The 25436-nt window shown below is 75.1% G+C and carries 29 protein-coding genes; 13 read left to right on the top strand and 16 right to left on the bottom strand.

Features of this window, described 5'->3' with window-relative positions; translation table 11 throughout:
- The first annotated feature begins 41 nt into the window (after positions 1-41).
- Positions 42-389: an ASCH domain-containing protein gene (locus FGD68_RS01600; protein WP_119373730.1), complete on the top strand. Its 348-nt coding sequence runs from the start codon at positions 42-44 to the stop codon at positions 387-389.
- A 64-nt stretch (positions 390-453) separates the two neighbouring features.
- Here the strand turns inward: FGD68_RS01600 and ectB are convergent, their stop codons facing one another.
- A complete protein-coding gene (ectB, locus tag FGD68_RS01595; RefSeq protein WP_219818146.1) occupies positions 454-1788 on the bottom strand; it encodes a diaminobutyrate--2-oxoglutarate transaminase in 1335 nt (444 codons plus the stop codon).
- A gap of 151 nt (positions 1789-1939) precedes the next feature.
- Between ectB and FGD68_RS01590 the strand changes: the two genes are divergently transcribed.
- Positions 1940-2836: an alpha/beta fold hydrolase gene (locus FGD68_RS01590; protein WP_237609699.1), complete on the top strand. Its 897-nt coding sequence runs from the start codon at positions 1940-1942 to the stop codon at positions 2834-2836.
- Here FGD68_RS01590 and FGD68_RS01585 read toward each other — a convergent pair.
- From FGD68_RS01585 to FGD68_RS01550, 8 genes are all read right to left on the bottom strand, one after another.
- A complete protein-coding gene (locus FGD68_RS01585; protein WP_237609698.1) occupies positions 2833-3498 on the bottom strand; it encodes a HEAT repeat domain-containing protein in 666 nt (221 codons plus the stop codon). The two genes, FGD68_RS01590 and FGD68_RS01585, sit on opposite strands and share 4 nt — an antisense overlap.
- Before the next feature lie 66 nt (positions 3499-3564).
- Positions 3565-4674, bottom strand: coding sequence for a VIT1/CCC1 transporter family protein (locus FGD68_RS01580; RefSeq protein ID WP_104235210.1), 1110 nt, complete (start codon positions 4672-4674; stop codon positions 3565-3567).
- Between the two features lie 251 nt (positions 4675-4925).
- Positions 4926-5795 carry a M56 family metallopeptidase gene (locus tag FGD68_RS01575; RefSeq protein ID WP_119373108.1) on the bottom strand — a complete coding sequence of 290 codons (870 nt, stop codon included), beginning with the start codon at positions 5793-5795 and terminating at the stop codon, positions 4926-4928.
- Positions 5796-5854: 59 nt separating this feature from the next.
- A complete protein-coding gene (locus FGD68_RS01570; protein WP_012039555.1) occupies positions 5855-6316 on the bottom strand; it encodes a MarR family winged helix-turn-helix transcriptional regulator in 462 nt (153 codons plus the stop codon).
- A 113-nt stretch (positions 6317-6429) separates the two neighbouring features.
- Entirely contained in the window at positions 6430-7146 is a 717-nt protein-coding gene (locus FGD68_RS01565) for an HAD family hydrolase (RefSeq protein ID WP_119373107.1), read from the bottom strand.
- 55 nt (positions 7147-7201) lie between these two features.
- Positions 7202-7897, bottom strand: a complete 696-nt coding sequence (nucS, locus tag FGD68_RS01560; RefSeq protein WP_119373106.1) for an endonuclease NucS — start codon at positions 7895-7897, stop codon at positions 7202-7204.
- Between the two features lie 9 nt (positions 7898-7906).
- Positions 7907-8866, bottom strand: coding sequence for a DMT family transporter (locus tag FGD68_RS01555; protein WP_119373109.1), 960 nt, complete (start codon positions 8864-8866; stop codon positions 7907-7909).
- 128 nt (positions 8867-8994) lie between these two features.
- Positions 8995-9603, bottom strand: a complete 609-nt coding sequence (locus FGD68_RS01550; RefSeq protein ID WP_119373105.1) for a TMEM175 family protein — start codon at positions 9601-9603, stop codon at positions 8995-8997.
- Positions 9604-9656: 53 nt separating this feature from the next.
- Here FGD68_RS01550 and FGD68_RS01545 point away from each other — a divergent pair, with 53 nt between their 5' ends.
- Positions 9657-10184: a GNAT family N-acetyltransferase gene (locus tag FGD68_RS01545; protein WP_237609697.1), complete on the top strand. Its 528-nt coding sequence runs from the start codon at positions 9657-9659 to the stop codon at positions 10182-10184.
- On the opposite strand, the gene FGD68_RS01540 is transcribed toward FGD68_RS01545, so the two are convergent.
- Both FGD68_RS01540 and FGD68_RS01535 read right to left on the bottom strand, forming a co-directional pair.
- Positions 10181-10741, bottom strand: a complete 561-nt coding sequence (locus FGD68_RS01540) for a GNAT family N-acetyltransferase (protein WP_119373298.1) — start codon at positions 10739-10741, stop codon at positions 10181-10183. The two genes, FGD68_RS01545 and FGD68_RS01540, sit on opposite strands and share 4 nt — an antisense overlap.
- A gap of 54 nt (positions 10742-10795) precedes the next feature.
- A complete protein-coding gene (locus tag FGD68_RS01535; protein ID WP_104235217.1) occupies positions 10796-11323 on the bottom strand; it encodes a hypothetical protein in 528 nt (175 codons plus the stop codon).
- Between the two features lie 38 nt (positions 11324-11361).
- Between FGD68_RS01535 and FGD68_RS01530 the strand changes: the two genes are divergently transcribed.
- From FGD68_RS01530 to FGD68_RS01510, 5 genes are all read left to right on the top strand, one after another.
- Entirely contained in the window at positions 11362-12081 is a 720-nt protein-coding gene (locus tag FGD68_RS01530) for a class I SAM-dependent methyltransferase (RefSeq protein WP_119373297.1), read from the top strand.
- Positions 12082-12121: 40 nt separating this feature from the next.
- A complete protein-coding gene (locus FGD68_RS01525; protein ID WP_119373296.1) occupies positions 12122-12637 on the top strand; it encodes an ASCH domain-containing protein in 516 nt (171 codons plus the stop codon).
- A complete protein-coding gene (locus FGD68_RS01520; protein ID WP_119373299.1) occupies positions 12634-13575 on the top strand; it encodes a methyltransferase family protein in 942 nt (313 codons plus the stop codon). The genes FGD68_RS01525 and FGD68_RS01520 overlap by 4 nt, the downstream gene beginning before the upstream one ends.
- A 95-nt stretch (positions 13576-13670) precedes the next feature.
- A complete protein-coding gene (locus FGD68_RS01515; RefSeq protein ID WP_119373295.1) occupies positions 13671-14105 on the top strand; it encodes a hypothetical protein in 435 nt (144 codons plus the stop codon).
- Positions 14106-14156: 51 nt separating this feature from the next.
- The gene (locus FGD68_RS01510; protein ID WP_119373294.1) at positions 14157-15017 is read left to right on the top strand and encodes an aldo/keto reductase; all 861 of its coding nucleotides are present in this window, start codon (positions 14157-14159) and stop codon (positions 15015-15017) included.
- A 15-nt stretch (positions 15018-15032) separates the two neighbouring features.
- On the opposite strand, the gene FGD68_RS01505 is transcribed toward FGD68_RS01510, so the two are convergent.
- Together FGD68_RS01505 and FGD68_RS01500 are read right to left on the bottom strand one after the other, a co-directional pair.
- Complete coding sequence (locus FGD68_RS01505) at positions 15033-16400, bottom strand: MATE family efflux transporter (protein ID WP_237610019.1); 1368 nt, start codon at positions 16398-16400, stop codon at positions 15033-15035.
- 41 nt (positions 16401-16441) lie between these two features.
- On the bottom strand, positions 16442-18268 hold the full coding sequence (locus FGD68_RS01500) for an ATPase (RefSeq protein ID WP_237609696.1): 1827 nt from the start codon (positions 18266-18268) through the stop codon (positions 16442-16444).
- Positions 18269-18571: 303 nt separating this feature from the next.
- Here FGD68_RS01500 and FGD68_RS01495 point away from each other — a divergent pair, with 303 nt between their 5' ends.
- From FGD68_RS01495 to FGD68_RS01475, 5 genes are read left to right on the top strand one after another with little or no spacing between them, the layout of a single operon-like run.
- Positions 18572-19267 (top strand): SipW-dependent-type signal peptide-containing protein, encoded by a 696-nt coding sequence (locus FGD68_RS01495; protein WP_104235221.1) that lies wholly within the window; start codon positions 18572-18574, stop codon positions 19265-19267.
- Positions 19268-19286: 19 nt separating this feature from the next.
- The gene (locus FGD68_RS01490) at positions 19287-20021 is read left to right on the top strand and encodes a S24/S26 family peptidase (RefSeq protein WP_237609695.1); all 735 of its coding nucleotides are present in this window, start codon (positions 19287-19289) and stop codon (positions 20019-20021) included.
- Positions 20011-20811: a hypothetical protein gene (locus tag FGD68_RS01485; protein WP_237609694.1), complete on the top strand. Its 801-nt coding sequence runs from the start codon at positions 20011-20013 to the stop codon at positions 20809-20811. The genes FGD68_RS01490 and FGD68_RS01485 overlap by 11 nt, the downstream gene beginning before the upstream one ends.
- Positions 20808-22661, top strand: a complete 1854-nt coding sequence (locus FGD68_RS01480) for a choice-of-anchor G family protein (protein ID WP_237609693.1) — start codon at positions 20808-20810, stop codon at positions 22659-22661. Before FGD68_RS01485 ends, FGD68_RS01480 begins: the two co-directional genes overlap by 4 nt.
- A 23-nt stretch (positions 22662-22684) precedes the next feature.
- Entirely contained in the window at positions 22685-23206 is a 522-nt protein-coding gene (locus FGD68_RS01475; RefSeq protein WP_237609692.1) for a MarR family winged helix-turn-helix transcriptional regulator, read from the top strand.
- An 80-nt stretch (positions 23207-23286) separates the two neighbouring features.
- On the opposite strand, the gene FGD68_RS01470 is transcribed toward FGD68_RS01475, so the two are convergent.
- The 3 genes from FGD68_RS01470 to FGD68_RS01460 all read right to left on the bottom strand — a co-directional run bounded on the left by FGD68_RS01470 (position 23287) and on the right by FGD68_RS01460 (position 25408).
- Complete coding sequence (locus tag FGD68_RS01470) at positions 23287-24024, bottom strand: ZIP family metal transporter (protein WP_119373403.1); 738 nt, start codon at positions 24022-24024, stop codon at positions 23287-23289.
- 55 nt (positions 24025-24079) lie between these two features.
- Positions 24080-24685, bottom strand: coding sequence for a hypothetical protein (locus FGD68_RS01465; protein ID WP_104235365.1), 606 nt, complete (start codon positions 24683-24685; stop codon positions 24080-24082).
- Positions 24686-24880: 195 nt separating this feature from the next.
- Positions 24881-25408, bottom strand: coding sequence for a hypothetical protein (locus FGD68_RS01460; protein ID WP_119373404.1), 528 nt, complete (start codon positions 25406-25408; stop codon positions 24881-24883).
- Positions 25409-25436: the final 28 nt, after the last annotated feature.

Here is a 25436-nt window from a genome sequence, read left to right as displayed (position 1 = left end):
CTCGCGGCGCCCGGCCGTGTCACCGCCCGTAGGCTCGACGGATGTCCGACGCAGGAGCCCAGGTCGTCCGCTTCCATCGGAAGCACCACGACGCGATCGTCAGCGGCGAGAAGGTCACCACCGTGCGCTTCGGCGAGGACCTGCGGGTCGGTCCGGCGACGTTCGTCTTCGACGAGCACCCCACCGCCGTCCCCCTCGCCGGACGGATCACCTCCGTGCGGCGGCACCTCCTGGCGGATCTGACGCCGGAGGACGCGCATCAGCCACCGGACACGGACATGGCCCTGTTCGCCGAGCAGCTCCGCGCGAACCACTACTCGACGATGCCGGCATCGGCGGCCGTCGTGGTCGCGGAGATCGAGCTGCAGGACGGCTCGCCCCTGGTTTGAGTCGAGCGTCGGCCCGGCCACCGCGCATGCGGGACCGGGCCGTGAAGTGCTGCGGGAGAGCGGATCAGCTCCCGACGACCACCGGCAGCGGTACCTCGTCGGCCGCGAGCTCCTCGCTCGTGGATCCGAGGACCTCGCGGACGGCCTCCCTGATGATCGCGAGCCCCTCCTCGACCTGCTCGTCGGTGATGGTGAGCGCGGGCAGCACCTTCATGACCGTGCCGCCGGCTCCGCTGGTCTCCATGAGCATGCCGCGCTCGAACGCCGCACGGCAGACCGCGCCGGCGAGCTCGCCCGAGGGGAACTCGATGCCGCGCGCGAGCCCGCGGCCGCGCACCTTCAGCTGCATCTCCGGCGCGGCCGAGGCGGCGATCTCGGTGAAGACCTCGTGGATCCGCTCGCCCTTGCGCAGCGTGGACGCCTCGAGCTCGCCGTCGGCCCAGTAGAGCCGCAGCGCCTCGGCGCCCGTGAGGAACGCGGGCGCGATGCCGCGGAAGGTGCCGTTGTGCTCGCCCGGCTTCCACTGGTCGAGCTCCGGCTTGAGGAGCGTGAGGGCCATGGGCAGGCCGTAGCCGCCGATGGACTTGGAGAGCGTGACGATGTCGGGGACGATCCCCGACTCCTCGAAGCTGAAGAAGCCGCCGGTTCGGCCGCAGCCCATCTGCACGTCGTCGACGATGAGCACGATGCCGTGGCGCGTGGTGAGGTCGCGCAGCTTCCGCAGCCACTCCGCGCCCGCGACGTTGATGCCGCCCTCGCCCTGCACGGTCTCGACGATGACGCCGGCAGGGGTGTCGAAGCCGGAGCCCGAGTCGTCGAGCAGCTTCTCGAAGTACGCGAGGCTGTCGGTCTCGCCGCCGAGGTAGCCGTCGAACGGCACCGCGACCGCGTGGTGCAGCGGGTGCCCGGCGCCGCCGCGCTTGAGCGCGTTGCCGGTGACCGCGAGCGCGCCCTCGGTCATGCCGTGGAACGAGTTGGTGAAGTGGACGATCGTGGTGCGGCCGGTGACCTTGCGCGCGAGCTTCAGCGCGGCCTCGACCGCGTTCGCGCCGCCCGGGCCGGGGAACATGATGCGGTAGTCGAGCCCGCGCGGCTGGAGGATCACGTCCTGGAACGTCTGCAGGAAGTCGCGGCGGGCCTCCGTGAACATGTCGAGGGAGTGCGTGACGCCGTCGCGGAGGATGTAGTCGACGAGCTTCTGCTTGAGCCCCGGGTTGTTGTGCCCGTAGTTGAGCGCGCCGGCGCCCGCGAAGAAGTCGAGGTAGCGATCGCCGTCGGCCGTGAACATCTCGCTGCCCACCGCGCGGTCGAACACGACCGGCCAGCCGCGGCTGTAGCTCCGGACCTCGGACTCCATCTGCTCGAAGATCGTCATGCCGTGTCGCTCCTTGATGCTCATCGGCGACCTGCGTGGATCGCCTCACGTCGGGCGGGGCTCGTGGCTCCGGGCGACGGGGAAAGGCGCTGCGATGCGCAGCCCCTCCATCGTCGCACCTCCTCCCGACATCGCCGGAATCCCTCGCCCGGGGGATCCTCGGTAGGGTCGCGGCATGGCCGCATCCGGGGACGTCGACCCGCTCCGGGCCCCGGGGACCGCGATGCTCGACGTCGGCGGCCGGCGTGCGCGGCACCGCGTGACGGGCTCCGGGGATCCGCTCCTCCTCCTGCACGGCATCGGCCGCAGCCTCGAGGACTGGGACGAGCAGCACGACCGGCTGTCGGACGGGCACGAGCTGCACAGCCTCGACCTGCCGGGCTTCGGCTGGTCGGATCCGGTCGCTGGAGCGACCACGCTGGAGTCCCTCGCGGACGCGCTGCCCGTGTACCTCGACGCGGCGGGCGTCGCGGTACCCGTGACCGTGGTCGGGAACTCGCTCGGCGGCGCGGTCGCGATGACCCTCGCGACCCGGCATCCGGATCGCGTGCGCGCGCTCGTGCTCGCGGACAGCGCGGGCTTCGGCAGGCAGGTCACCGTCGGTCTCCGGATGCTCGCCGTCGACCCGCTCGCGACGCTGCTGATGCGCCCGACGCCCGGCAACTCCCGGCGCTCGACCCGCACGATCTTCCACGACCCCGCGCTCACGACCGACGCGCGCGTGCGGCACGCGCAGGAGCTCTCGGCCCGACCGACCCACGCGGCGGCGATGCTCGAGATCGCGCGCGACCTCGGCACCGTCCGCGGCGTGAGCTCGCGCTGGCGCCGGCCGCTGGTGGAGGGCGTGCGGGAGTCGCGCCTGCCGGTGCTCGCGGTGTGGGGCGACCGCGACCGGATCCTCCCGCCCGGGCACCTCGCGGCCGTCGCGCGCGAGCTGCCCGACGCGCGCACGCGCCTCATCCCCGACTGCGGCCACATGCCCCAGATCGAGCGGCCCGACCTGTTCGCGGGCCTCGTCGAGGACTTCCTCGCGTCGCTGCCGCGGGACCCTGCGGAGCGGCCCGGAGCCTAGGAGCGGTCGGCGTCCGAGGTCTCGGCCTCGGTGTCTTCGGCAGCGACGTCCTCGTCCTCGTCGACGTCCACGGTGATGGCACCCGCCTCGGCCGCCGCGGCCGCGTGCCGGCCGGCGGGGGAGAGTACCTGCTCGTGGCGGGCGGCGAGGGCCTCAAGGCCGTCGTGGGCGGCGACGCGGACCGAGGTGTCGGGATCCGTCAGGGCGCGGCGGATGACCTCCTCGTCGGACGGGCCGCCGACGGTGCCGAGCGCGCGGAGGGCGGCGCCGCGGACGCGGGCGTTCTCGTCGGTGACGAGCACCGTGAGGGCGCGGACGAGCGGCAGCTGCCGGGTCGCGACGACCTTCGCGCACGCCTCGCGCACGCGCCAGGCGCGGTTGGTGAGGTTCTTCTCGACGACCTTCGCGGCCTCGGGGGTCCAGGCGTAGAGGAGCGCGCGGGCGCCCCACGCCTCGGGCCAGTAGAGGGGAGGCGCTCCGTTGAGGATCCCGCGGGCGTGGCGTCCGCCGACCAGCAGCAGGAAGTCGTCGCCCTCGTACAGCCCGTCCAGCAGGCCCATCGCCCGCAGGGCGACCTCCCGCTCGCTCGTGCGCGACACCGCGTCGCTCATGCGCGTCGCGAGGGAGTCCTCGCGACGGCGGGGGTCATCTCCGTCAGCCATGCCGACAACCGTATCGGCTGCGGCAGCCCGGCCCCGCCGCCGGTCGCCCGCGGCGGGACAGGCGGATCAGACCGCCTGCGTGTTGAAGAGCAGCCCCAGCAGGTACGTGGCCCCGGCCGCGCCGAAGCCGATGAGCAGCTGGCGTCCCGCGCGACGCAGCGGCGGGCCGCCCGAGAGGAGGCCGGTGACCGCGCCCGTGATCGACAGCGCGATCGCGACGAGCACGCACGCGAGGGCGAGCGCGGCGAGCCCCTGGAGGCCGAAGAGGTACGGGAGCACCGGGATCACGGCGCCGGACGCGAAGAAGCAGAAGCTCGAGATCGCCGCGCCCCAGGCGGTGCCGACGCTCTCGTGGTCGTCCTCCGGTGCGGCGACGCCCGCGATGCTGACGGGGATCGGCCGGGTCTCGGCCGCGAGGTCGCGCAGGACCTCGTCGGCGTGCGTCAGCGCCTCCTCCTCGGTCATGCCGCGGGCGCGGTAGACGAGGGCGAGCTCGTTGGCGTCGACGTCGAGGTGGGGGAGCGCGTCGCGCGTGCCCGGATCCGGGGCCGATGCCTCGAGCAGCTCCCGCTGGGAGCGCACCGACACGAACTCGCCCGCGCCCATGGAGAGCGCGCCGGCGAGGAGACCCGCGAGGCCCGTGGCGAGGATCACGGAGTTCGCGACACCCGTGGCGGTGATGCCGAGCACGAGCGCCAGGTTGCTGACGAGCCCGTCGTTGGCGCCGAACACGGCGGCACGGAACGTGCCCGAGAGGCGCATGCGGCCGCGGGTGGCGAGGCCGCGCACGACCTCCTCGTGCACGCGCTCGTCGGCGGCCATGGCGTCGGTCGCGTCGGCGTCGTCCGCGTACGGCGATCGGCTCTCGGCGCGCTGCGCGAGGGCGAGCACGAAGACGGATCCGAAGCGGCGGGCGAGCAGGCCGAGGATCCGCGTGCGGATGTCGCCGCGCACGGGCTTCCCGACGCGGTCGCCGAGCAGCTCGATCCAGTGGTCGGCGTGGCGGCCCTCGGCCTCGGCGAGGGCGAGCAGGATCTCGCGCTCCTCGCCCGTGCGGCGACCGGCGAGGTCGCGGTAGACGGCGGCCTCGGCGCGCTCGTCGGCGAGGTACTGCCGCCAGCGGCGCACCTGGGCGGGCGTCGGATCGGGCGTGGGGGCAGGGGGCATGGATGTCATGGGTCCTCCGGTCGGGCGACGGCCGGGAGACCGAGAGGGTCTCGGGCCGACGCGACGGCGCATCGTGCGCCCGTCGTTCGTCTGGCCGAAGGTCTCGTCCGCCCGCCGCTCGTGCTCGTGGCGGGTGATGCACCGGGCCCGGGGGCCAGCATGTCGACGCATCGCCGTCCGGCGCGGAGGCCGGGGGGACTACTCCCCTTCGAGAGGAGACCCTAGCGCACGGGTCGGAGGGGGCCGGGTGGCCCCGTCGCTCAGGCCGCCGGCAGCAGCACGATGACCAGCGGCAGCACGGGGAGCGCGCACGCGACCGCGGACAGCAGCCGCAGCGCGACCCGGTGCCCGCCGCGGGGGTGCCGCATGCGGTCGGCGCGGAGGGCGGAGAGGCCGCCGTCGGGATCCAGCTTGCGGAGGGCCGCGGCGACCGTGGCGGGCCCCGCGACCCGGGCCGCGTGGTCGTCGGCGATGAACTCGATGGCGATGGTGGTGGAGAGCGCGAGGCGCTGGCTGGCGGGAAGCGCCGGCAGGATCGCGCGGGAGACCTGCGCGATCCGCACCGCGAGGGCGTGCCGCTGCTCCAGGTGCGCGGTCTCGTGCTCGAGCACGGCCGCGAGCTCGTCATCGTCGAGGCGGGCGCGCGCCTCGGTCGTGAGGAGGATCACGCCGGTCGCGGGGGAGAGCGCGGCGAGCGGGACGTCGGACTCGACGAGGCGCGCATCCCGCCCGGCCACCCGGTACGGCCGCGACGCGAGCAGCAGGGTCGCGACCTCGCCTGCGCGCTGCCTGGCCTCGCGCACCACCCGGCCGCCCTCCTCCACGATGCGGAACAGCAGCACGCCGAGCACGCCCGCGGCCACGTAGGCCAGCGGGAGCGCGGCGACGGGCGCCGTGTCCGCGTCCTGCTGCGGGCCGGCGCCCGCCTGCATGGCCATGCCCTGGTGGATGAGGAGGCCGAGCCCGGATCCGAGGCTCAGCACCGCGGTGACGAGGAACCCGTGCCAGGCGGCCAGCATCGCGACGGGCCGCTGGGCGACGAGAGGCAGGCGGCCGAGGAGGAGCGGCGCCAGGAGGGTGACCGTGACGTAGCACTCCAGCAGGAGCACCGCGCGGACCGTGTCGCTCACTGGTCGCGCTCCGATCGGGTGGTGCGGTGGCGCGCCGCGGCCGGTGGCGCGTCGGCCGGTCAGATGGTCTCGGGGAGGGCCTTCGCGTTGTCGATGACCTGGCTCAGCACGGTCTTCAGACCCTCGAGCTGCTCCTCCGTCATGGAGAGGCGGTCGCGGATCTGCTGCGGGATGGCGACGGCCTTCTCACGGAGCTCGCGGCCCTGGTCGGTGAGGCCGATCTCCAGCACGCGCTCGTCGGTGGCCCGGCGGACGCGCCACACGTGGCCCATGGCCTCCAGCCGCTTGAGGAGCGGGGAGAGCGTGGCGCTGTCGAGCTGGAGCTCGTGGCTCAGGTCCTTGACCGAGCGAGGTCCGCGCGCCCAGAGGGCGAGGAGCACGAGGTACTGGGGGTGGGTGAGCCCCAGAGGGTCGAGGATGGGTCGGTAGAGGGCGGTCACGCTGCGGGCGGCGACGACGAGCGAGTAGCTGACCTGCCTGTCGAGCGCGAGCGGGTCCTGCAGGTCCTGCGGTGTTGACATGGTTCCTCCGCGGGTCATTCTGTCACTCCGTGTTGCTAACCCCGGGGCCATCGGGCCTCAGCAACCGGATCTGTGGAAAGGCTCCTGCTTGTGAGGGATTCGGAGCGGCGGCCTCAGGCGGCGGGTCTGGCCTCCGTCGGGATCAGCCGGGCCTCGAGATCGGCGGTCGTCTCGACCACCGCGATGGTGCCCGCCGCCTCCGCCGGGCTGCCGTAGCCCCAGCCGACCATCACGGTCGGGATCCCGTGGGCAGCCGCCCCGAGCACGTCGTGCTCGCGATCGCCCACCATCACCGCGTTGCCGAGGTCGACGCCCGCCGCACGGAGGCGACGCAGCGCCTCCTCGATGACGTCGGCCTTCGCGGATCGCACCTCGTCCTCGCTCGCGCCGCAGATCTCGGTGAAGAAGGGGGTGAGCCCGTAGTGGTCGAGCACGCGGCGGGCCTGCGACTCGGGCTTGCTGGTGGCGAGGGAGAGGGGGATGCCGGCCGCGTGGATCGCGCGCAGCACCTCGGGGACGCCGGCGTAGACCGAGCTGTCGAAGACGCCGCCGCCCGCGTAGCCCGCGCGGTAGTGGGCGAGCGCGCGCTGCTGGGCGTCGTCGTCCATGCCGGCGAGGTCGCGGAACGAGTCGAGGATGGGCGGGCCGACGTACTCGAGGAGCTGCGCCGGGCCGGGCACGGGCAGGCCCATGAAGACCAGCGTCTTCGCGAGCTGCGCGGTGATCCCGGGGGCCGAGTCGGTGATGGTGCCGTCGAGGTCGAAGAGGATGCAGCTCCAGGGCGCTGGGCTCGCGACGGGGGAGGGCGTGGACGTGTCGGGTGCGGTCACGCTGCCACCCTACGAGGGTCGTGCGGGTGCCCGCCGGGGGCGCCCCGAGGCCGGGTCAGAACAGGCGGGAGTGCCCGTCATCCATCCCGCGCATCGCGTCGTAGTCGAGGAGGAGGCAGCGGATGCCGCGGTCCTCGGCGAGCGTGCGGGCCTGCGGCTTGATCTCCTGCGCGGCGTAGACGCCCGCGACCGGCGCGAGGTGCGGATCCCGGTTCATCAGCTCGAGGTAGCGCGTGAGCTGCTCGACGCCGTCGATGTCGCCGCGGCGCTTGAGCTCGACCGCGACGGACTTCCCGGACGCGTCGCGCGCGAGGATGTCGACCGGGCCGATCGCCGTCATGTACTCGCGGCGGACCAGCTCGTGGCCGTCGCCCAGCAGGTGGATCTGCTCCGCCAGCAGCTTCTGCAGGTGCGCCTCGACGCCGTCCTTCACGAGGCCCGGGTCGACGCCGAGGTCGTGCGCGGAGTCGTGCAGCACCTCGTGGATGGAGACGACGAGCATGTCGGCCGTCTTCGGCTGCACGACGCGCCAGATCTCGCGGACGCCCGCGAGCGCCTGGTCGTCGTCGGGCTCGACCTCGACGATCGTGCAGGGCGGGCTCATCCAGTTGAGCGGCTTGTAGGAGCCGCCGTCCGAGTGGACGAGGAGGCTCCCATCGGCCTTGACCATGAGGAGGCGGGTGGCGAGGGGGAGATGCGCGCTGAGGCGGCCGGCGTAGTCGACGGAGCAGCGGGCGATGACGAGACGCACCCGGCGAGCCTATCCGGGCGTCGGAGGGGTGCGCGTCGCGGCGGGCGCGGCCGCGGCGGGTGCGGCGGTCGCGGAGGCCCGGGTCGCGGATCCGCGGCCGGCGCGGCGGCGGCCCTGCGAGAGGAGCACGCCGAGGAGCACGAGGACGGCGCCCGCGGGCTCGTTCCAGTGCAGGGTCTCGCCGAGCACGAGGATCCCGAGCGCGACGCCGACGACGGGCGTGATGTAGGTGACGGTGGAGGTGGCGGTGGGGCCCCAGGCGAGGAGCACGTTCATGTTCCAGAGGTACGCGAGGCCCGTGCCGACGACGCCGAGCACCACGAGGCTGAGGACGACGGGCAGGTCGAGCGACACCGGTCCTGTCGCGAGGAACGGGGTGGCGAGGATCATCGCGGCGGCGCCCATGCCGATCTGCATGAACGCGGTGACGACGCCGGGGATCCCGCGGTGCGTGAGGAACCGGCGGAGGTAGCCGAACGTGATCCCGTAGCAGAGGGCCGCGCCGAGGCACGCGAGCTGGCCGGCGAGCTCGAGCAGGGGCTGGCCGGACGCGGCGGCCTCCGCGTTCGGCGCGAGGCGCCAGGGGCCGATGATCACGACGACGCCGAGGATCCCGAGCGCGATGCCCGCGAGCTGCCGGCGGCCCAGCCTCTCGACGCGGAAGGCGAGCGTCGCGAGGAGGGCCGTCATGATCGGCGTGGTCGCGTTGTAGATGCTGGCGACGCCCGACGTGACGTGCTGCTCGGCCCACGCGAACAGCGAGTAGGGGATGGCGGATCCGACGACGCCGACCACCGCGAAGTGCAGCCAGACCACGCGCTCCTTCGGCAGCGGGAGGCGGCGCGCGGCGACGATGAGGCCGAGCGCGATCGCGCCGAGCACCAGCCGCGTCCACGAGACCTGGCCGAACGAGACGCCCTCGAGCGCGACCTTCATGAAGAGGAAGCTCGCGCCCCACACCGTGCCCATGGCGGCGAACTGGATCGCGATGCGGCGGCCGCCGGGGAGCGCGAGCGGCGAGGCGGTGGCGGATGCGGAGGGCGCCGATGCGCCGCGGGGTGTCACGTCGTCAGCGTATCGGCGGGGTACGACGTGGATCAGCGGCGCGAGACGCGCGGCCGTCCGAGCCGCTCGGCCGGGATCGCCACGAGCAGGACGAGCAGCGCCCAGGCGCCCACGCCGGGGATGGCGGCGGCGAGCACGAGGGCGAGGAGCATGAGGCCCGCGGGGATCCAGCGGCGGCGGCGGAGCGAGGCGGTCGCGGCCTCCGCGGCGTCGTCCTCGGCGCCGGCGCGGTGGGCGAGCTCGGCGACGATCGCGAGCGACGAGGTGGCGACGAGCATCGTGCCGATGTAGATCACGACGCCGAGCCGGTCCTCGCGGGTCGTCCCGACGATGAGCACGGTGGGCAGCGGCAGGAAGACGATGGCGGCGAGCCAGGCGAAGTTCATCCGGATCATGCCGCGCGTCGCCGACGTGAACCGGCCCCACACGGAGTGGTGCGCCCGCCACAGGTTCGCGATCACGACGAAGCTCAGCGCCGCCGCGCCCAGCGGGGCCGCGTTCTCGCGGAGGAAGCCGATGGCGCTGTCGCTGGCGCCGTCGCGCGCCGTGTCGACGAGCGGGAGCACGACGAGCGTGATGGCGATGGCGACGACCGCGTCGCTGAAGGCGACGAGGCGCTCGAGTCCGCGTTCCGAGGGCATGGGGCAATCAGATCATGCGCGCCGGCCTCCCCGGACCGTGCGAGCATCGGGCGATGACGACGACGCCGGCCCCCGTGCTCGCCACGGCGCGGTTCGCGCTCGAGCCGCTGGTGGTCGCGCACGCGCGGGAGATGGTGACGGTGCTGGCGGATCCGGCCCTGTACCGCTTCACCGGGGGCGAGCCGCCGTCGCCCGCCGCGCTCGAGGTCCGCTTCGCACGGCAGGCGGCGGGGCGCTCGCCGGACGGGTCCGCTCGGTGGCTCGTGTGGATCCTCCGCGAGCGCGCGTCGGGGCGCGCGGCCGGTTTCGTGCAGGCGACCGTGACCGGCGACGGCGACGGCGACGGCGCGCGCGTGGCGGAGGTCGCGTGGCTCGTGGGCACCGCGGCGCAGGGATCCGGCGCGGCGGTCGAGTGCGCGGCGGCCATGGTCGCGTGGCTGCGGCAGGACGGCATCGGGATCGTGCGGGCGAACATCCACCCGGATCACGCGGCGTCCGCGGCCGTGGCCCGGCGGCTGGGGCTCACGGCGACCGACGAGCGGGTCGACGGCGAGGTGCGCTGGGAGTCGCGGGCGGGCTAGGCGCCGGACGCGGTCGGGATCCGGAGATCGCACGTCATCCACACGGTGTCGCCGTCCTGGGGATCCGGCGTCACGCGCCCGCTGTCGGTGAAGCCGGCCTTCTCCAGCACGCGGAAGGACGCGGTGTTCCACCGGCGGACCGTCGACCAGAGCCGTGCACGACCGGACGCCCGGGCGGCGTCGACCACGGCGCGCGCCGCCTCCGTCGCGAGCCCTGCACCGTGCACGTCGCGCAGCAGCTCGAAGGCCATCTCGGGCTCGTCCACGGATGCGCTGCCGACGACGAGGCCGCAGTACCCGACGACTCCCGGTTCGTCCTGGCGCTCGATCGCGAGCAGCCCGATCCCCGTGCGGAGCGACTCCTCCGCCTGCACGGCCAGGCGGTCGCGGACCTCGTCGCGCGACGGGCGCCCCTCCTCGTCGACGCGGCGGTGCGCGGGATGGCGCGGGTCGCGCTCGGCCCAGAGGCGGTGGACGACGTCGACGTCCGACGGGCCCAGCGGCCGCATCCGGAGGCGGGCGGTCTCGAGGAGCGCGGGCAACGGGGACGCGGTCATGCCCACACGCTACGTGGGTCGGATCCGGGCGTGTCGATCGCGGTGCCGAGCGGATCAGTGGACGGCGAGCTCCACCCCGAGCACCGCGACACCCAGCACCGTCACGCCCGCGAGGACCAGGAGCTTCACGCCGAACCCCACGCGGAGGCGGCGGACGGCGACGCGCGTCACGATCACGAGCGTCGCCGCGAGCACGACCGAGATGATCCGCAGGGCCGCATGGAGCTCGAGCGCGCCGAGCGCGGAGATGCCGAGGATCACGAGCGGTGCCGGCAGCACCCCGAGCGAGCTGAGGGCCACGTAGAGGATGTGCCCCACGTCGCGCCGGTCCGGCACCTCGCCGTCGCGCACCATCTGCGCGATGTACTCGGCGACCGACACCGCGAGAAGCGTGCCCACGACCGTGAGCACGAGGGTGATCGCGGCCCCGCCGGCGGTCGAGTGCTCGGCCTCGCGCGCGGTGGCGATGGTGACCGCGAGCGCGGTGAAGGTGACGTAGATCCTCTCCTTGAGGGCCTCGGAGCGCTGTTCGGCGTCGGGGACGCGGCGGGCGCGGGCGGGCTGCTGTTCCGGGTCGGTCACGGGATCAGGCTAGGCCGGGCGGCCGATAGCGTCGGGGCATGCCCGACCTCGATCCCCGCATCGTCGCGCTCTACGACGGCGACAACCCGGACGGACCCGACCACGACTTCGACCGGGCGCTCGCCGAGGAGGTCGGGGCGCGTTCCGTGCTCGACCTCGGCTGCGGCACGGGCTTGCTCACCGTCTCGCTCGCGATGCCCGGGCGACGCGTCGTGGGCGTGGATCCGTCGGCCGCGATGCTCGACGCCGCGCGCAGCCGCCCGGGCGGCGACGCGGTCGAGTGGATCCACGGCGACAGCCGCGCCATCCCGGCCGGCCCCTTCGACATCGCGTTCCTCACCGGCAACGTCGTGCAGCACATCCCCGACCCGGAGTGGATCCGCACCCTCGCCGACCTCCGCCGCTCCCTCCGTCCGGGTGGCACGCTCACCTTCGAGAGCCGGAACCCGGACGGCCGCGCATGGGAGTCGTGGGCGGGTCCGGCGATGACGCGGGAGACCCCGCACGGCCCGCTCGAGGAGTGGGCGGAGGTCGAGGAGACGGGGCCGGGCGTCGTACGGGTGGTCTTCCACAGCCGCTTCGTCGCCACGGGCGAGGTGGTCACCGACGTCCAGCCCTTCGCGTTCCGCGACCGCGCGACGCTCACGGCCCAGCTCGACGACGCCGGGTTCGACGTGGACGCGGTGCACGGCGACTTCGCGCGCGGCCCGCTCACGGAGTCGTCGCGCGTGATGGTGTTCGTGGCGCGGGCGGTCTGACGCCTCGGGCGGGCACCGGACGCGTGGGAGCATCGGATCCATGAGCGATGCGACCGCGCCCGTCTCCCCGCCCGACCTGGCCGCGGCCGCCGGGATGTGGGACGCGTACGCCGCGGCGCGCCCGCAGGCCGTCGCCGCGGGCCCGGAGCACACGGTCGAGCACTTCGGCGACCACGCCCGGCTCGCCGACGAGCTGCTCGGGATCGTGCTCTCCGGCCGGAAGCGCGCCACCGCCGAGCTGGTCGCCGACTTCCTCGCGCGCGGCGACGAGGTGCCGCGGATCGGATCGCACTGGATCGCCTGCGACAGCACCGGCATGCCGCGCATCGTGATCCGCAGCACCGAGCTCCGCATCGGCCCCTTCACGAGCGCCGACGCCGCCTTCGCGCACGACGAGGGCGAGGACGACCTCTCGCTCGAGAGCTGGCGCGCGCAGCACCGGATCCACTGGGAGCGCGTCAGCGCGGCCCGCGGCGCCGTGTGGTCGGAGGACGACGAGATCGTCTTCGAGCGCTTCGCCGTGGTGTGGCCGCCGGAGCACGCGGACCCGCGGTGAGTCCCGCATCGCGCCTCCCCTCCGCGCGCAGGTGGGCGCGCCTCTGGTTCGCCGCGCAGGCGCTCGGCGGGGCCGCGTGGTGGCTCGCCGTCCCGCTCGTCCCGGCGGTGCGGGTCGCGACGCTCGGGTCGCTGGATCCGCTGCCCGTCGCCCTCCTCGACGTGCCGCTGTTCGTGGTCGGGTCGGCGCTGGCCGCGGCGGGGATCCGATGGGCGTCCGTCGTCGCCTCCGCGTATACGCTCATGGTCGCCGTCGCGCTCGCCGCGTACTCGACCCTCACGACCGAGGCCGGGATCGGCGTCGTGATCATGGCCGCGGCCGCCCTCGGATCCCTCATCGCCTGCGCCCTCCTGCTCGTCGGCCGGCTACCGACCCGGTGGGCGCTGATCGGTCCGTTCGCCGCCCGACCCGCGGACGCGAGCGCTCCCACCTCGCGGCACGTGCTCGCGACGGCTCTGCAGATCGTCGTCTTCTGGGGCTCCTTCCTCGTGGTCGCACCGCTCGGGATCCGCTGGCTGGAGCTGCGCTGGCGCGTGGCCGTGCCGCTGCCGTCGTGGTCGCTGCCCGTGGGGATCGCCGTGCTGGTGCTCGCGAGCGCGCTCGGGATCTGGTCGGCCGCCGCCATGTCGACCCGAGGCGGCGGCACCCCGCTCCCGGCGGCGACCGCCACGCGCCTCGTGATCGCGGGCCCGTACCGCTTCGTCCGCAACCCGATGGCGCTCGCGGGCGTGACGCAGGCGGCGGCCGTCGGGCTGATGCTCGGCTCCTGGATGGTCGTCGCCTACGCCGTGATCGGCTCGTCGCTCTGGAACCACGTCGTGCGTCCGGGTGAGGAGGCGGACCTCGAGGCCCGCTTCGGGGATCCGTTCCGCCGCTACCGCGCCGCCGTGCGCTGTTGGGTGCCGACGTTCCCGGGCGTCGCGGCGACGCCGCGCTGACGCTGACGCCGCGACGATGGCGCGGCGACTCGCGGCGTACGCGTGTGCTGCGGCCGGCCGATGCCTGGGGCGAGGCGCCGCCGTAGCGTCAAGGCATGCGCTCCCTCCGACTCCTCCTCGTCGTCGTGGTCGGACTCCTCGCCGGGTGCGCCTCCGTCGCCCGCATCGTGAACGGCTCGCAGACGGTGCGCGAGGAGACGTGGACCCGCTCCGACGGCGCGGAGTGCGCGACACGCTGGAGCCTCGGCGTCATCGACGGGTTCGACCAGCGGGACGGCCCCATCGAGCGGTTCGAGGAGGCGCTCCTCGAAGCGGATCCCGGGGCGGACGGCACCGCGGCGTCCGAGGCCGGTCTCGAGAGCGCCCTCCGGGTCCGCGAGTCGGATCCGTCGCCCGAGGATCTGCTTCGCGTGGAAGCCGATGCGCGGGGTGCCGCCGTCCTCGACGAGGCGACCGCGCGCCTCGAGGCGGAGGGGTTCGGAGACGACCTCTCGCGGTTCGAGATGCGGCACGCGACCGCGTGCGGCTGAGCGCCCGCCGCGCCGCCGGTACTTCCCGAGCACGCATCCCCGAGGCGCAGGATGGACGCGATGGCTGACACCGAGATCCCCACGACCACCTTCCCCGACGGCCGCAGCGCGGTCGCCCTCGCGCAGGGCACCTGGAACATGGGCGACGAGCCCTCCGCGCGCGCGACCGAGCTCGACGCCCTGCGCGCCGGCCTCGACGCCGGGCTCACCGCGATCGACACCGCCGAGATGTACGGGAGCGGGCGATCCGAGGAGCTCGTCGGCGAGGCGATCGCCGGCCGCCGCGACGAGGTGTTCCTCATCAGCAAGGTGCTGCCGTCGAACGCGTCGCGCCGTGGCACGGGCGAGGCCGCCCGCCGCAGCCTCGCCCGCCTCGGCACCGACCGGCTCGACCTGTACCTGCTGCACTGGCGCGGATCCCACCCGCTCGCCGACACGGTCGCCGCGATGCAGGAGCTCGTGGAGGAGGGCCTGATCCGCGCCTGGGGCGTCAGCAACCTCGACGCCCGCGCCCTCGACGAGCTGGCCGCGATCCCCGGCGGCGACGCCGTGCAGACCGATCAGGTGCTCTACAACCTCGCGCAGCGCGGGCCCGAGGCCGACGTGATCCCGTGGGCCGGCTCCCGCCGCATGCCCGTCATGGCCTACTCGCCGCTCGACCAGGGACGCCTCGCGACGGATCCGACCCTCGCCGCCCTCGCCCAGCCGCTCGGCGTGAGCGCGGGCCAGCTCGCGCTCGCCTGGGTCCTCCGCCAGGCGCCGCACGTCTTCGCGACCGCGAAGGCCGCGACCGTCGCGCACGTCGCCGAGAACCGCGCGGCGCTCGACCTCGAGATCCCGGACGAGACGCTCGCGGAGCTCGACCGGGCGTTCCCGGCACCCGCGGGCGCGGGTCCGCTCGCGATGTACTGAGGCGCGCGGCGCGGATCAGGCCCGCGCGACCCCCGTCACGATCCACCGGTCGCCGCGTGCCCGCAGGCCGAGCGTGAGCGCCCGCGCGCCGATGTAGACGAGGCCGAAGGCCGCCCACAGCGCGAGGAGGGCGGGGGTGCCGGCGACGCGGCCGGTCTCGGTGAGCCAGGCCACGAGGATCAGCGCGGGCGCGTAGATCGCGAGGTTCACCAGGCCCGCGAGCGCGAGGTAGCGGGCGTCGCCGGCGCCGATCAGCACGCCGTCGAGCACGAACACGTAGCCGGCGACCGGCAGGCCGACGGCGAGCACGAGGGTCACGGCGGTGAGCATGCGGTGGATGTCCGTGTCGCCCGTGAAGACCGGCCCGAGCAGCGGCGAGAGGGCCGCGAGCACGAGGCCGAGGATCGCGCCGAGCCCCACGCCCCACTGCACGAGGCGGCGGGCGACGGCCCGGACGCGCGGCACGACGTCGGCGCCGAGCCCGTGGCCGACGAGCGCCTGGCCCGCGATCGCGAGCGCGTCGAGCACGAACGCCACCGTCGAGAAGAGCGTGAGCGCGATCTGCAGGGTCGCGAGCCCGGTGACGCCGAGGCCCGCACCCACCGCGACCGTCGCGAGGATCGCCGCCCGGAGCGACGCCGTGCGCACGAGCAGCCAGCCGCCCGACGCCGCCGAGCGCGCGACGCCGCGGATCCCGGGCCGCAGCGTCGTGCCGGTCTCGCGGGCGGCGCGCACGGCGATCACGACGAAGACCGCGGCCATGCCCCACTGCGCGACGACGGTGCCCCACGCGGATCCGGCGACGCCGAGCCCGAAGCCGTAGATGAGGAGCGCGTTGAGCGCCGCGTTCGCCGCGAAGCCGGAGACGGCGACGACGAGCGGCGTGCGCGTGTCCTGGAGGCCGCGGAGGAGGCCCGTCGCGGCGATCACGAGGAGCATCGCGGGGATCCCGGCGAGCGAGATGCCGAGGTAGGTGCGCGCGGCGTCGACCACGGCGGCGGTCGCGGCGGGGTCCGCATCGGCGCCGCCGGTGTCCGCGAGGGCGCGCACGAGCGGATCCGCGAACAGCAGTCCGAGCACCAGCACCACGGCGCCGAGGGCGAGCGCCAACCACAGCCCGTCGATGCCCGCCCGGATCGCGCCCGGCCGGTCGCCCGCGCCGAGCCGCCGGGCGACCGTGGGAGTCGTCGCGTAGGCGAGGAAGACGAGGAGGCCGACGATCGTCTGCAGGATCACGCTCGCGATGCCGAGGCCGGCGAGCGGAGCACCGCCGAGGTGCCCGACCAGCGCTGTGTCGGTGAGGAGGAACAGCGGCTCGGCCACGAGCGCGCCGAGCGCAGGCGCGGCCAGCGCGAGGATCTCGCGATCGAGCGGGCGGCGGATCCGCGGGACGCGCCCAGCGGATCCGCCCTCGGGTGCGCCCGTCAGCGGACCGCGTGCGCGAGCCGCTGCACGACACCGGCGGTCGCGGCCGTGAAGGCACGAGCGACCTCGGGATCGAGCGAGGCGAGCGAGATCGGGCCGCGCTCCGCGATGTGCGCGTCGTACGGCACCGTGAAGATCTGCGCCGGGCGGGCGTCGTCGAGGATCCGGTCGATGCGCGCGACGACCGCGGGATCCTCCGGGCGCCCGTCGTGCAGGCGGATGATGATCGCGTTGTCCGCGAGCATCGCCGCGTGACCGCCGAGATCGCGCAGGAAGTCGAGCAGCGCCACGGCCTCGAGCACCGCGTCGCCCGCGTTGAGCACCGGGACGACGAGCACGTCGGTGACCTCGATGGCGCCGCGGAAGGCGGACGAGGACGGCTGGTTGCCGGAGTCCATCACGCGCACCGCGTAGTACTCGTCGATGAGGCGGGAGACGCCGACCACGTCGTCGCCCGTGAGCTCGCGGCGCGGCCCGACGGACGCGACGACGGAGGCGAAGCTCGTCTGCGGCGCCGTGTAGCCGGCGAGCTGGCCCGCGCTGTGGATCTCGTCGCGGTCGCGCACGAGCTCGCCGAGCCCCCGGGTCGGCTGGCCCTCGGCGCGGTAGCCGAGCGCTCCGGGATCGTCGGTGACCTCGACCACCGCGACGGATCCGCCGCGGATGGAACCGAGCACGCCGCCGAGGATCAGGGAGGTGGGCGTCTTGCCGACGCCGCCCTTGCGGTTCGCGACCAGCACGCTGACCGCGCGCGACCAGGTGGCCTGGCGGATCACGCGCTCGTCGCCCTGGCGTCGCGCGACCTCCGCGTTCGCGGCGGCCTCCTCGGCACCCGGGCCGATCTTGAAGACGCCGCCCGTGATGCTGTTCATGAAGCCGCGGAAGCCCGTGCGGGCGACGGCGGGTCCGCGCGGCGCGCGCTGGCCCGTCTGCTCCGGGAACAGGGTGAGGGCGCTCGTGGCGGCGTCGGCGCGCGGGGTGCGCATGGCGTAGCGCTGCGGATCCGCGTCGGGGAACGCCGTGAGGTCGGTGCCGGGGCGCGGGGCGTCGGCGGGATCCTCGACGTCGTCCGGCGCGGCGGGGAGCGAGGCGACCGGGGTCGCCTGGGGCTCCACGGTGGCGGCGGCGGCGGCCGGGCGGGCGGGCGGCGCGTCGTCGACGGGGGCGGCGGCGTCGCGCGCGGCCGGGGACTCTGCCTGGGCGGGGTTCGTGCGCTCGGCGTCCGCCGGCTCCGTGCCGGACGACTCCGCGCTCGGGCGCAGCGGCATGCGGAAGGGGTGCGCGTTCACGACGTGCGGCGCCGGGACCGTCCACGCGGATCCGGCCTCGGGGGAGACGACGGCGTCGAAGGGGGCGGGCGCGGTGGCGGGGCGCGTGTCGCCGTCCGCGTCGTCCTCCGCGGGAGAGGGCGCGGCGGCGGGCACGCGGTCCTCGGGATCCACGTCGTGGTCCTCCGCGTCGTCGAACAGCTCGTCGAAGGCGTGCGTGCCGACGATGACCTCCTCGTCGGGCTCGGCGCCGGACGCGTCGGCGTCGCGCACGTCCGCGTCATCGGCCTCGGGTTCCGCGGCCTCGGGTGCCGGGGCCTCGACGGGAGCGTCGCCGGGGCGCACGCGGTCGGGCCCGAACAGGCCGCCCTCGGAGGTGCGCGGCACGGCGGGGAAGGGATCCACCCACCGGTGCGCGTCGCCCGACGCGTCGCCCGAGGCGTCGGCGGAGCTCCGCTCCATCTCCTGCTGGCGGCGACGCAGCTCCCTGCGGCTGAGGAGGGGAGGCTCGGACGCCCCGCCGTCGCGGTGGCCGGTGTCGTGCGTGTCGTCGGTCATGTGGCTCGCCTTCATCGTCCCCGCCTGCGCGGACGAGGCTACCAGGGGGGCGGTCGCGGGCCAGGATGCGGCCGTGCCGTCCCCGGTCCCTCGACCGGGGCACAGTCCCCGTCTCGGTAGTCGGCCGGGCCGGCGCCCGCGACCGCTGGGGATCGGGCCCGGCGCTACTGGCGTCGCCCCGGCGGCATCCCGACACGCCGGAGCCGCCCCTATCTTCGCCGTGTCGGCCGCTGGGGTCGGCGCACAGGGGGGCGGGACGGTCCGGCATCGGATGCGGGCCCGCGCGATCAGGGGAGCACGACCATGGCACTTCACGCAGACCGCCCGCGCATGACGCGGCGCACCAAGACGATGGCCTTCCTGTCCGGGGGACTCGTCCTCGGCCTCGGGATCACCGCCACGCTCGCGGCGTGGACCGACTCCGAGTGGGTGTTCGGCGGCAACGCGAACGGCACCGGGCCGGGACTCGGCACCAGCAGCTTCGAGGTCGAGCAGAACGTCACCTCGCCCTACGTCGCCGCCACCTTCGCGCAGGCGGAGACCAACCCCGGCCAGGACCTCACCTTCACCGCCGGTGCGCTCTCCCTCACCCCCGGCACGAGCGTCTACGCGCCCGTCGCGCTCCGCACCGTCGCGGGATCCGTCGCCGGCACCGTCCTCCTGCAGGACTCGGAGCCCGCGGTGGGCGCGGGCCTCGCCCCCGTCGACGCCGGCGGAGCGCTCCTCGGGGCCCTCACGCTCCGCGTCGCCGTCTCGGCCACGCCCACCACGTGCGACGCCGCGGCGTTCACGACCGGCACGCTCGTGGCGAGCGGCCCCCTGGCGACCGCCCAGGCGACCGACCCGCAGACGCTCGCCGCGGCCGGGGGCAACACGCAGTTCTACTGCTTCGAGATCACCCTGCCCGCATCGCCCACCCTGCCGGTCGGCGTGACCCTCGACCAGCTCCAGGGCCGCACGGTGACGCCCGCGTGGGAGTTCCTGTCCACCTCGGTCTAGGCCGCAGGGGGACCGGATCATGTCAGGCCAGGCCGCCACGACGCGCACGGGGGAGCGGCACGCGCTCGCGGCCGCCCGCCGCGAGGCCGTCGCGGCGTCCCGCGCCCATGCGCGCGGCGGGGCCGGTTCGCGCCCGCGGCGGGGCGCCGGGCTCGTGCTGCGCGACGCCGTGCTCACCCTCACGGGCATCGCCGGAGCCCTCGTCATCGCGTGGACGCTCCTCTCGCGCGTCCTCGGGCTCTCGCTCGTGGTGCTCATGACGGGGTCGATGGCGCCGACGCTGCCCACCGGATCCGCCGCCGTGACGCTCGACGGCGTGCCCGCCGCCGACCTGCGGCCCGGCGACGTCGTGAAGGTGCCGCGGCCGGGGTACGACCTCCCCGTCACGCACCGGATCGTCTCCGTCGGACCCGTCACGGGCGAGGTGGATCGGGTGTCCCCGGGGGTGGACCCCGCCGATCCGGCTGCCCGCCAGCTCGTGCTGCAGGGTGACGCGAACGACACGGTCGACCCCGCTCCCTACGTCGTCACGGAGGCTGACCGCGTGCTCGGCGGCGCGCCCTACCTCGGCTACGCGAACCGCCTGCTGCACACGCCGCTCGTGATCGCGGGGCTCGTGGGCGCGCTGGTGCTCCTGCTCGTGGGCACGTCGTGGCCGACGGGGGCCCGGCACGGGAGCGCGCCAGGCGCCCCCGGGAGCGGCCGCCGCTCCGCGGACGCGCCGACGCGACGAGCCGGCCGTCATGCGGGCTGAGGCGGTGCCGGCCGGCGCGACGGAGCCTGGCCGGCAGCCCCTCCGGCCCGCGCTCACCGCGGTGGCCGTGCTCGCGCTCGTCGGCGGGCTGACCCTCGTCGGCACGCGGGCGTCCGCCGTCCTCCTCGACGTGCCGGAGAACGGCACGCCGGGGTACCTCTCCCTGTCCTCCGATTGGAGCACCGACATGCTCGACGTGTCGCCGGGCGCCCCCGGGCACTGGCTCATCGCCGCCCGGCTGCGCGACGCCGACGTCGCGCGCCTCGCCGTGGAGATCCGCTCGGGCGGCGAGCTGGCGGACGTCGACGCGGGCGTCGTCCTGCGGGTGGACCGCTGCGACGACGCGTGGATCCCCGCACCCGCCGCCGAGGGGTCGCACGCGGCGCCCGCGTGCCCGGAGGGATCCGCGCCCGTGCTCGCCGCCACCCCGCTGAGCGCCTTCCGGGCCGAGGGCCCGCGCACGGGGCTCCCCGACATCACCGCCGCCGCGGGGGAGCACCTCCTCCTCACGGCCTCCGTCGACCCGGCCCGTGCCGGGGACTCCCGCGCGATGGGCCGCACCGGCTCGCTCGCGGTCGGGCTCACGGCCATGGGCGCGGATCCGGCGCCCGCCGCCGCGGCACCGCCCCCGGTCGGCGGGATCCTGCCGCGCACGGGCTCCGCGCTCGACGTCGTGGCGGTCGCGCTCGCCGGGGCGGGCGCCCTCGCGCTCGGCCTGCTGATGCGCCGCCCGGGCACGCGCCGCCGCCCGGGCCTCGCACTCGACGACGCGGACCGGGGCCGCGCGTGAGCGGGGGTCCGCGCCGCCGCGCGGAGGTGCCGCGCCGCGGGGTCCTCGCGCGCATCGCGCCGTTGCTGTCGCGTCCGCTGCGCTCGCTCGCCCGCGCCCGGCGTGCCCCGCTCGTCGCCGCGGGGGTGGCGGTGGCCCTCGTCGCCGGCGCCGTGACGCCGGGCATCGTGCCGGTCGCGGCGGCCTGGACCGACCGCGAGTGGGCCAAGGGCCGCATCGGCGCCGAGAACGTGGAATGCGGCACCTCGACCGCGTTCACCACCACGGCGTCGGCGCGCTTCCTCCGGGGGAGCCTGCTCTCCCTCCCGCTCGACACCGTCGCGGGGGTCGCCGGCCTCTCGGCCGTGGACGACGCGGCGCCGGGTTCGCAGCGGACCCCGTCGACCGCGCCCAGCCTCGGCTCCGGCGCCTACGCGAACCCGCTCGCCGTCACGGCGATCTCGGGGGTCGCGACCCTCGACCTCACGGGACTGTCGGCGGGGCTCCCGGCGGGATCCGCGGGAGCCCTCAACCAGTACGTGCGGGTCACCGAGACCGGCACCTCCACGGCCGCCAGCGGTCTGGTGTCCGACTCCGGGGGCGTCGGCGTCACCTCGGGCACCTCCTCGTCGCTGCCGGGGCGCGCGACCCTCAGCCTCGCGCGCGTGCTGCCCGCCACGACCGACGTCACCCGGGCCGACCTGGCGGTGGGCGCCGTCGCCTCGCGCGCCACGCTCGACTGGTGCGCGGCCCGCCGGAGCGCCCTCTGGGGGAGCGGATCCGTCGACGGCGTCATCCGCGAGTACGGCGTCGCGGGCCTCGAGCTCCGGGTGGCCAGCCCCGTGGTGGGCGGTGTCGCCACCGCCGTGGGGAACACCACCACCACGGTCCTGCCCGCGGCGGCGGCGGCGCTGTCCGGCAGGACGGGCAGCATCGCGACGTCCGTGGGCACGGCGCTCGACGGTCTCATCGGCGGCCTCCTGCGCACCGGGCTCACCGGCGGCGTCACGGTGACGGGTCTGGGCGCGGCGACCACGGCGGTGACGCCGCTGCTCACCAAGCCGCTCCGCAGCGCCGACGGCAGCGTAGCGATCGACCTCGCCGCCGGCACCGTGCTCGTCGACCTCGCCGCCCTCACCGGGCGCGGCGCCGACGGGCTGAACGGGATGCCGCCGAACTCGGAGCTCGTGCTCTCCGCACCGGTCGTGAACGCGATCGGCGCCCGCGTCGGCGCGCTGATGGATGCCCGGACGGTGGAGATCCAGACGGCCCTCACGACCGCGCTGCGCAGCGTCCAGGTCGAGATCGCCCTGTCGACCCGCGTGCGCACGGTGCTCGGCGTCCCCGTGATGGACGTGGGCGTCACGTTCGACGGGACGCTCGCGGAGCTGACCGGGGGCACCCGCCCGATCGTCGTCACGGCGGACGCGCTCAGCCTCGGCTCCGTGCTCAACCCGGTGCTGGGCTCCCTCGGCCTCGGGAGCATCGACCTCCTCTCGGCGGCCGTGCGGGGCCTCAGCACGTCACTCGTGTCGACCCTCACGACCACCGTCGGCGCCCTGCTCGTCACACCCGTGACCACCCTCGGAGCCACGCTCTCCACGCTCTCGGGACGCCTCGTGACCGCGGTCGCAGCCGTCCTGGCCCCGCTGCCGAGCGTCCTCTCCGTCATGGTGAACGTCCAACCGGACCGACCGGGGGCACCCCCCGGGAGCGTCGTGGTCCCGGGCGACGGGCGCGACACGAGTCCGGCGCGGACGGTGACCGCGCTGCGGATCGGCCTGGTCGACGCCCTCGCGCCCGCGGCGGGTCCCTCCGTCGTCGAGCTCGCCACCTCGACAGCGGGCCGCAACACGTACCGGGCTCCCTGATCGGCGTCGGTTAGGGTCGGCACGTGATCCCGGAGCCCACCCCCGACCGCCCCGCCGATGCCGCGGTAGACGCCTCGGCCGAGGGCCCGGACGACGGGCGCGAGGCCGCCGTCTCGTCCGTGGCGACCGAGCTCGGGGCCCTGCTCATGTCGATCCGGTCCCTGCGTGTCGAGGAGGCCGCGACCTTCCATCCCGGGCTGCAGCCGGGTGCCTTCGCCGTCGCGCGGTGGATCCGCACCGCCGGTCCGTCCTCGGCGGGCGCGGTCGCGGCGGGCCTCCTCATGGACAAGAGCTCGGTGAGCCGGCACCTCCGCGTGCTGCGCGAGGCCGGATACGTGCAGGACGAGCCGGATCCCGAGGACCGCCGCTCCACCATCCTCACCCTCACGCCGCTCGCCGAGGAGCGCCTCGCGCAGGTGCGCATGGGCACGCGCGAGCGCCTGCAGAACCGCCTCTACGCGTGGGACACCGACGAGGTCGAGCAGCTCGCGGGGCTGCTGCATCGCTTCAACGTCTCGCCCCGCGACCGGCCCGCCGACGCCTGACGCGGCTCCGACGCCTGATGCGGCTCTGCCGCCTGACGCGGTTCCGCCGTCTGCCCCCGGTTCCGCCGCCCGCCCCCGGCTCAGCCCGCCTGGTGCACCGCGTAGCTCGCCACGAACCCGAGCACCGTCACGAGCCCGGTGAGCGCCTGCGCCTTGCGGAACGCCTCGGGGATCATGGTGTCGCAGATCATCGCGAGGATCGCGCCGGCCGCGAACGCCATGACGACCGACTGCCCGCTCTCCGGCAGGCCGCCCAGCAGCGCGTAGCCGCCGACCGAGGAGAGCGCGCAGACCACGGCGATGGAGGTCCAGAGCCCGAACACGTAGCGCGCGCTCCGGCCGGACTGCTTCAGATCCGCCGTGCTCGACATGCCCTCGGGGAAGTTCGAGATGACGACCGCCACGAGCACGCCGATGCTCAGCGCCCCGCCGCCCGTGAGGCTGAGGCCCTGCACGGCCGTCTCGGGCACGCCGTCGAGCAGGGCGCCGAGCGCGATCCCGACCCCGGTCCCACCCCCGCCGCCCGACTTCCCGTGGTGCTTCCGCCGGAACCCGCCGTGCTCGAGGATCTGGTCGAGCACCACGTACACGACCGCGCCCGCGACGAACCCGCCGAGCGTGGGGACCACGCCGCCGCTCGCCGCCGCCTCGTCGACCAGGTCGAACGACAGCGCCGAGATGAGCACGCCCGCGCCGAACGCCATCACGAGCGCGACGACCTCCCGCGGGACCTTCACGAACCAGGCGACGAGGGATCCGACGACGAGCGACAGCCCGGAGAGCAGGCCGGCGAGACCGGCCAGGAGGAGAGGCGACATGCTTCCGAGGATGCTCCTCGCATGCGGCCCGCGTCATGTCGCCCCGGTCGATCCGTCACCGCCCGGCCGACACCCCCGCGTCGCGCAGCGCCAGGTCGGCGAGCTGCCGCACGACACGCGGGTCGCCCGCGCGCCAGGCGGCGACGGGATCCGGGTGGGCCTTCAGCAGCGCCGCCGGCTTCCGGGACGACAGCGCCCGCAGCGCGAGCAGCTCGGTGCCGCCGGGCGTCGCGGCGAGGGATCGGGCCGCGGCCGCGCGCCGCACGAACGAGACGCGCCGCAGCAGCCAGTGCCGCACGATGAACGCGATCGGCACGAGCGCCACGAGGAGCCCGAGCACGAGCGCGATGGTGCCGACGAGCGACTGCTGGTCCCGACCCGCCTGCACGAGCCCGGATCCGATCCCGCTCGCGTCCTCGAAGGGCCCGCGCGCGGCGTCGCCCACGAGCGGCAGGCGGCCGAGGGCGTCGGCCGCGTCGGTCATGGATCCGCTGAGCCGCGTGCCCGACTCCTCCATGCTGCGGCCGAGGTCGCCGAGCGGGCGGATGAGCGCGGCCACCGCGATCCCCACCAGAACCGACACGACGATGCCCGCGAGCGCCGCGGTGTCGGCCGCGATCTGCCGGGCGCGGACGAGGGGGAGCGCGGAGTAGAGCTGCATGCGTCCAGCCTGGCCCGCGCGCGCGACGCGGACCCGCCCGAGCATCGACGTCGAATCGCAGATGGAGCAGAGCTCCGTGACGGAAGGACGCGTGACAGGAGCGCACGGCCCTGCTACATTCCGTCTGCGCGTCGCACTAGCGACGTGAAGTGAGCTCGGCAGCCTTCCGGACGGTCGGTGAGCCGGGCTTCGCGTTTAAGTGGGGAGTGCTTCCACTCCCTCGACCATGGGTGCGATGCGACGGCGCCACTCGCCGCCCCTGCTGTAGCTCCAGGCGAGCGCGTCGGCGATCCACAGCAGCGGCTCCTGATGGGCCGTCTCGTGCGCATACGAGATGCTCTCGCGCAGGTCCCGGCGGGCGATCTCCCGATACAGGACGCGTCGGTCGGACGGCTCGAGGGACTGGTCCCGTTCGAGCACGATCCGCTCGTGACCGTCCGTCGAGGCCCGGTCCACGGTGGCGCTGACGCAGCGCGCCCGGCCGATGGCATCGGTTCCCGACGCGCAGTGCACGACATGCGCATGCGTTCCGAGTCCGGTCAGCGTGGAGAGGATGGTCCTCCGACGGGAGTCGCTCTCGCTCGTGAGGTGGATCCGCCGCTGGCCTCGGAGCACGAGCGCGCGCATCTCGCGTCGACGGTCCGCGACGTCGGCGGCGGTTACGACCACGGCGACCATCGTGTACCCCTTCGCCTTCGACTCGTCGACGAACAGCAGGCCCATCAGCTGTTCGTCGCCCGGCGGTGCTCCG

It is taken from the genome of Clavibacter californiensis, from assembly GCF_021952865.1.
Lineage (GTDB): Bacteria > Actinomycetota > Actinomycetes > Actinomycetales > Microbacteriaceae > Clavibacter > Clavibacter californiensis.
Note: the sequence above shows the minus strand (reverse complement) of the source record. Positions and strands in the feature narration are given on the sequence as shown.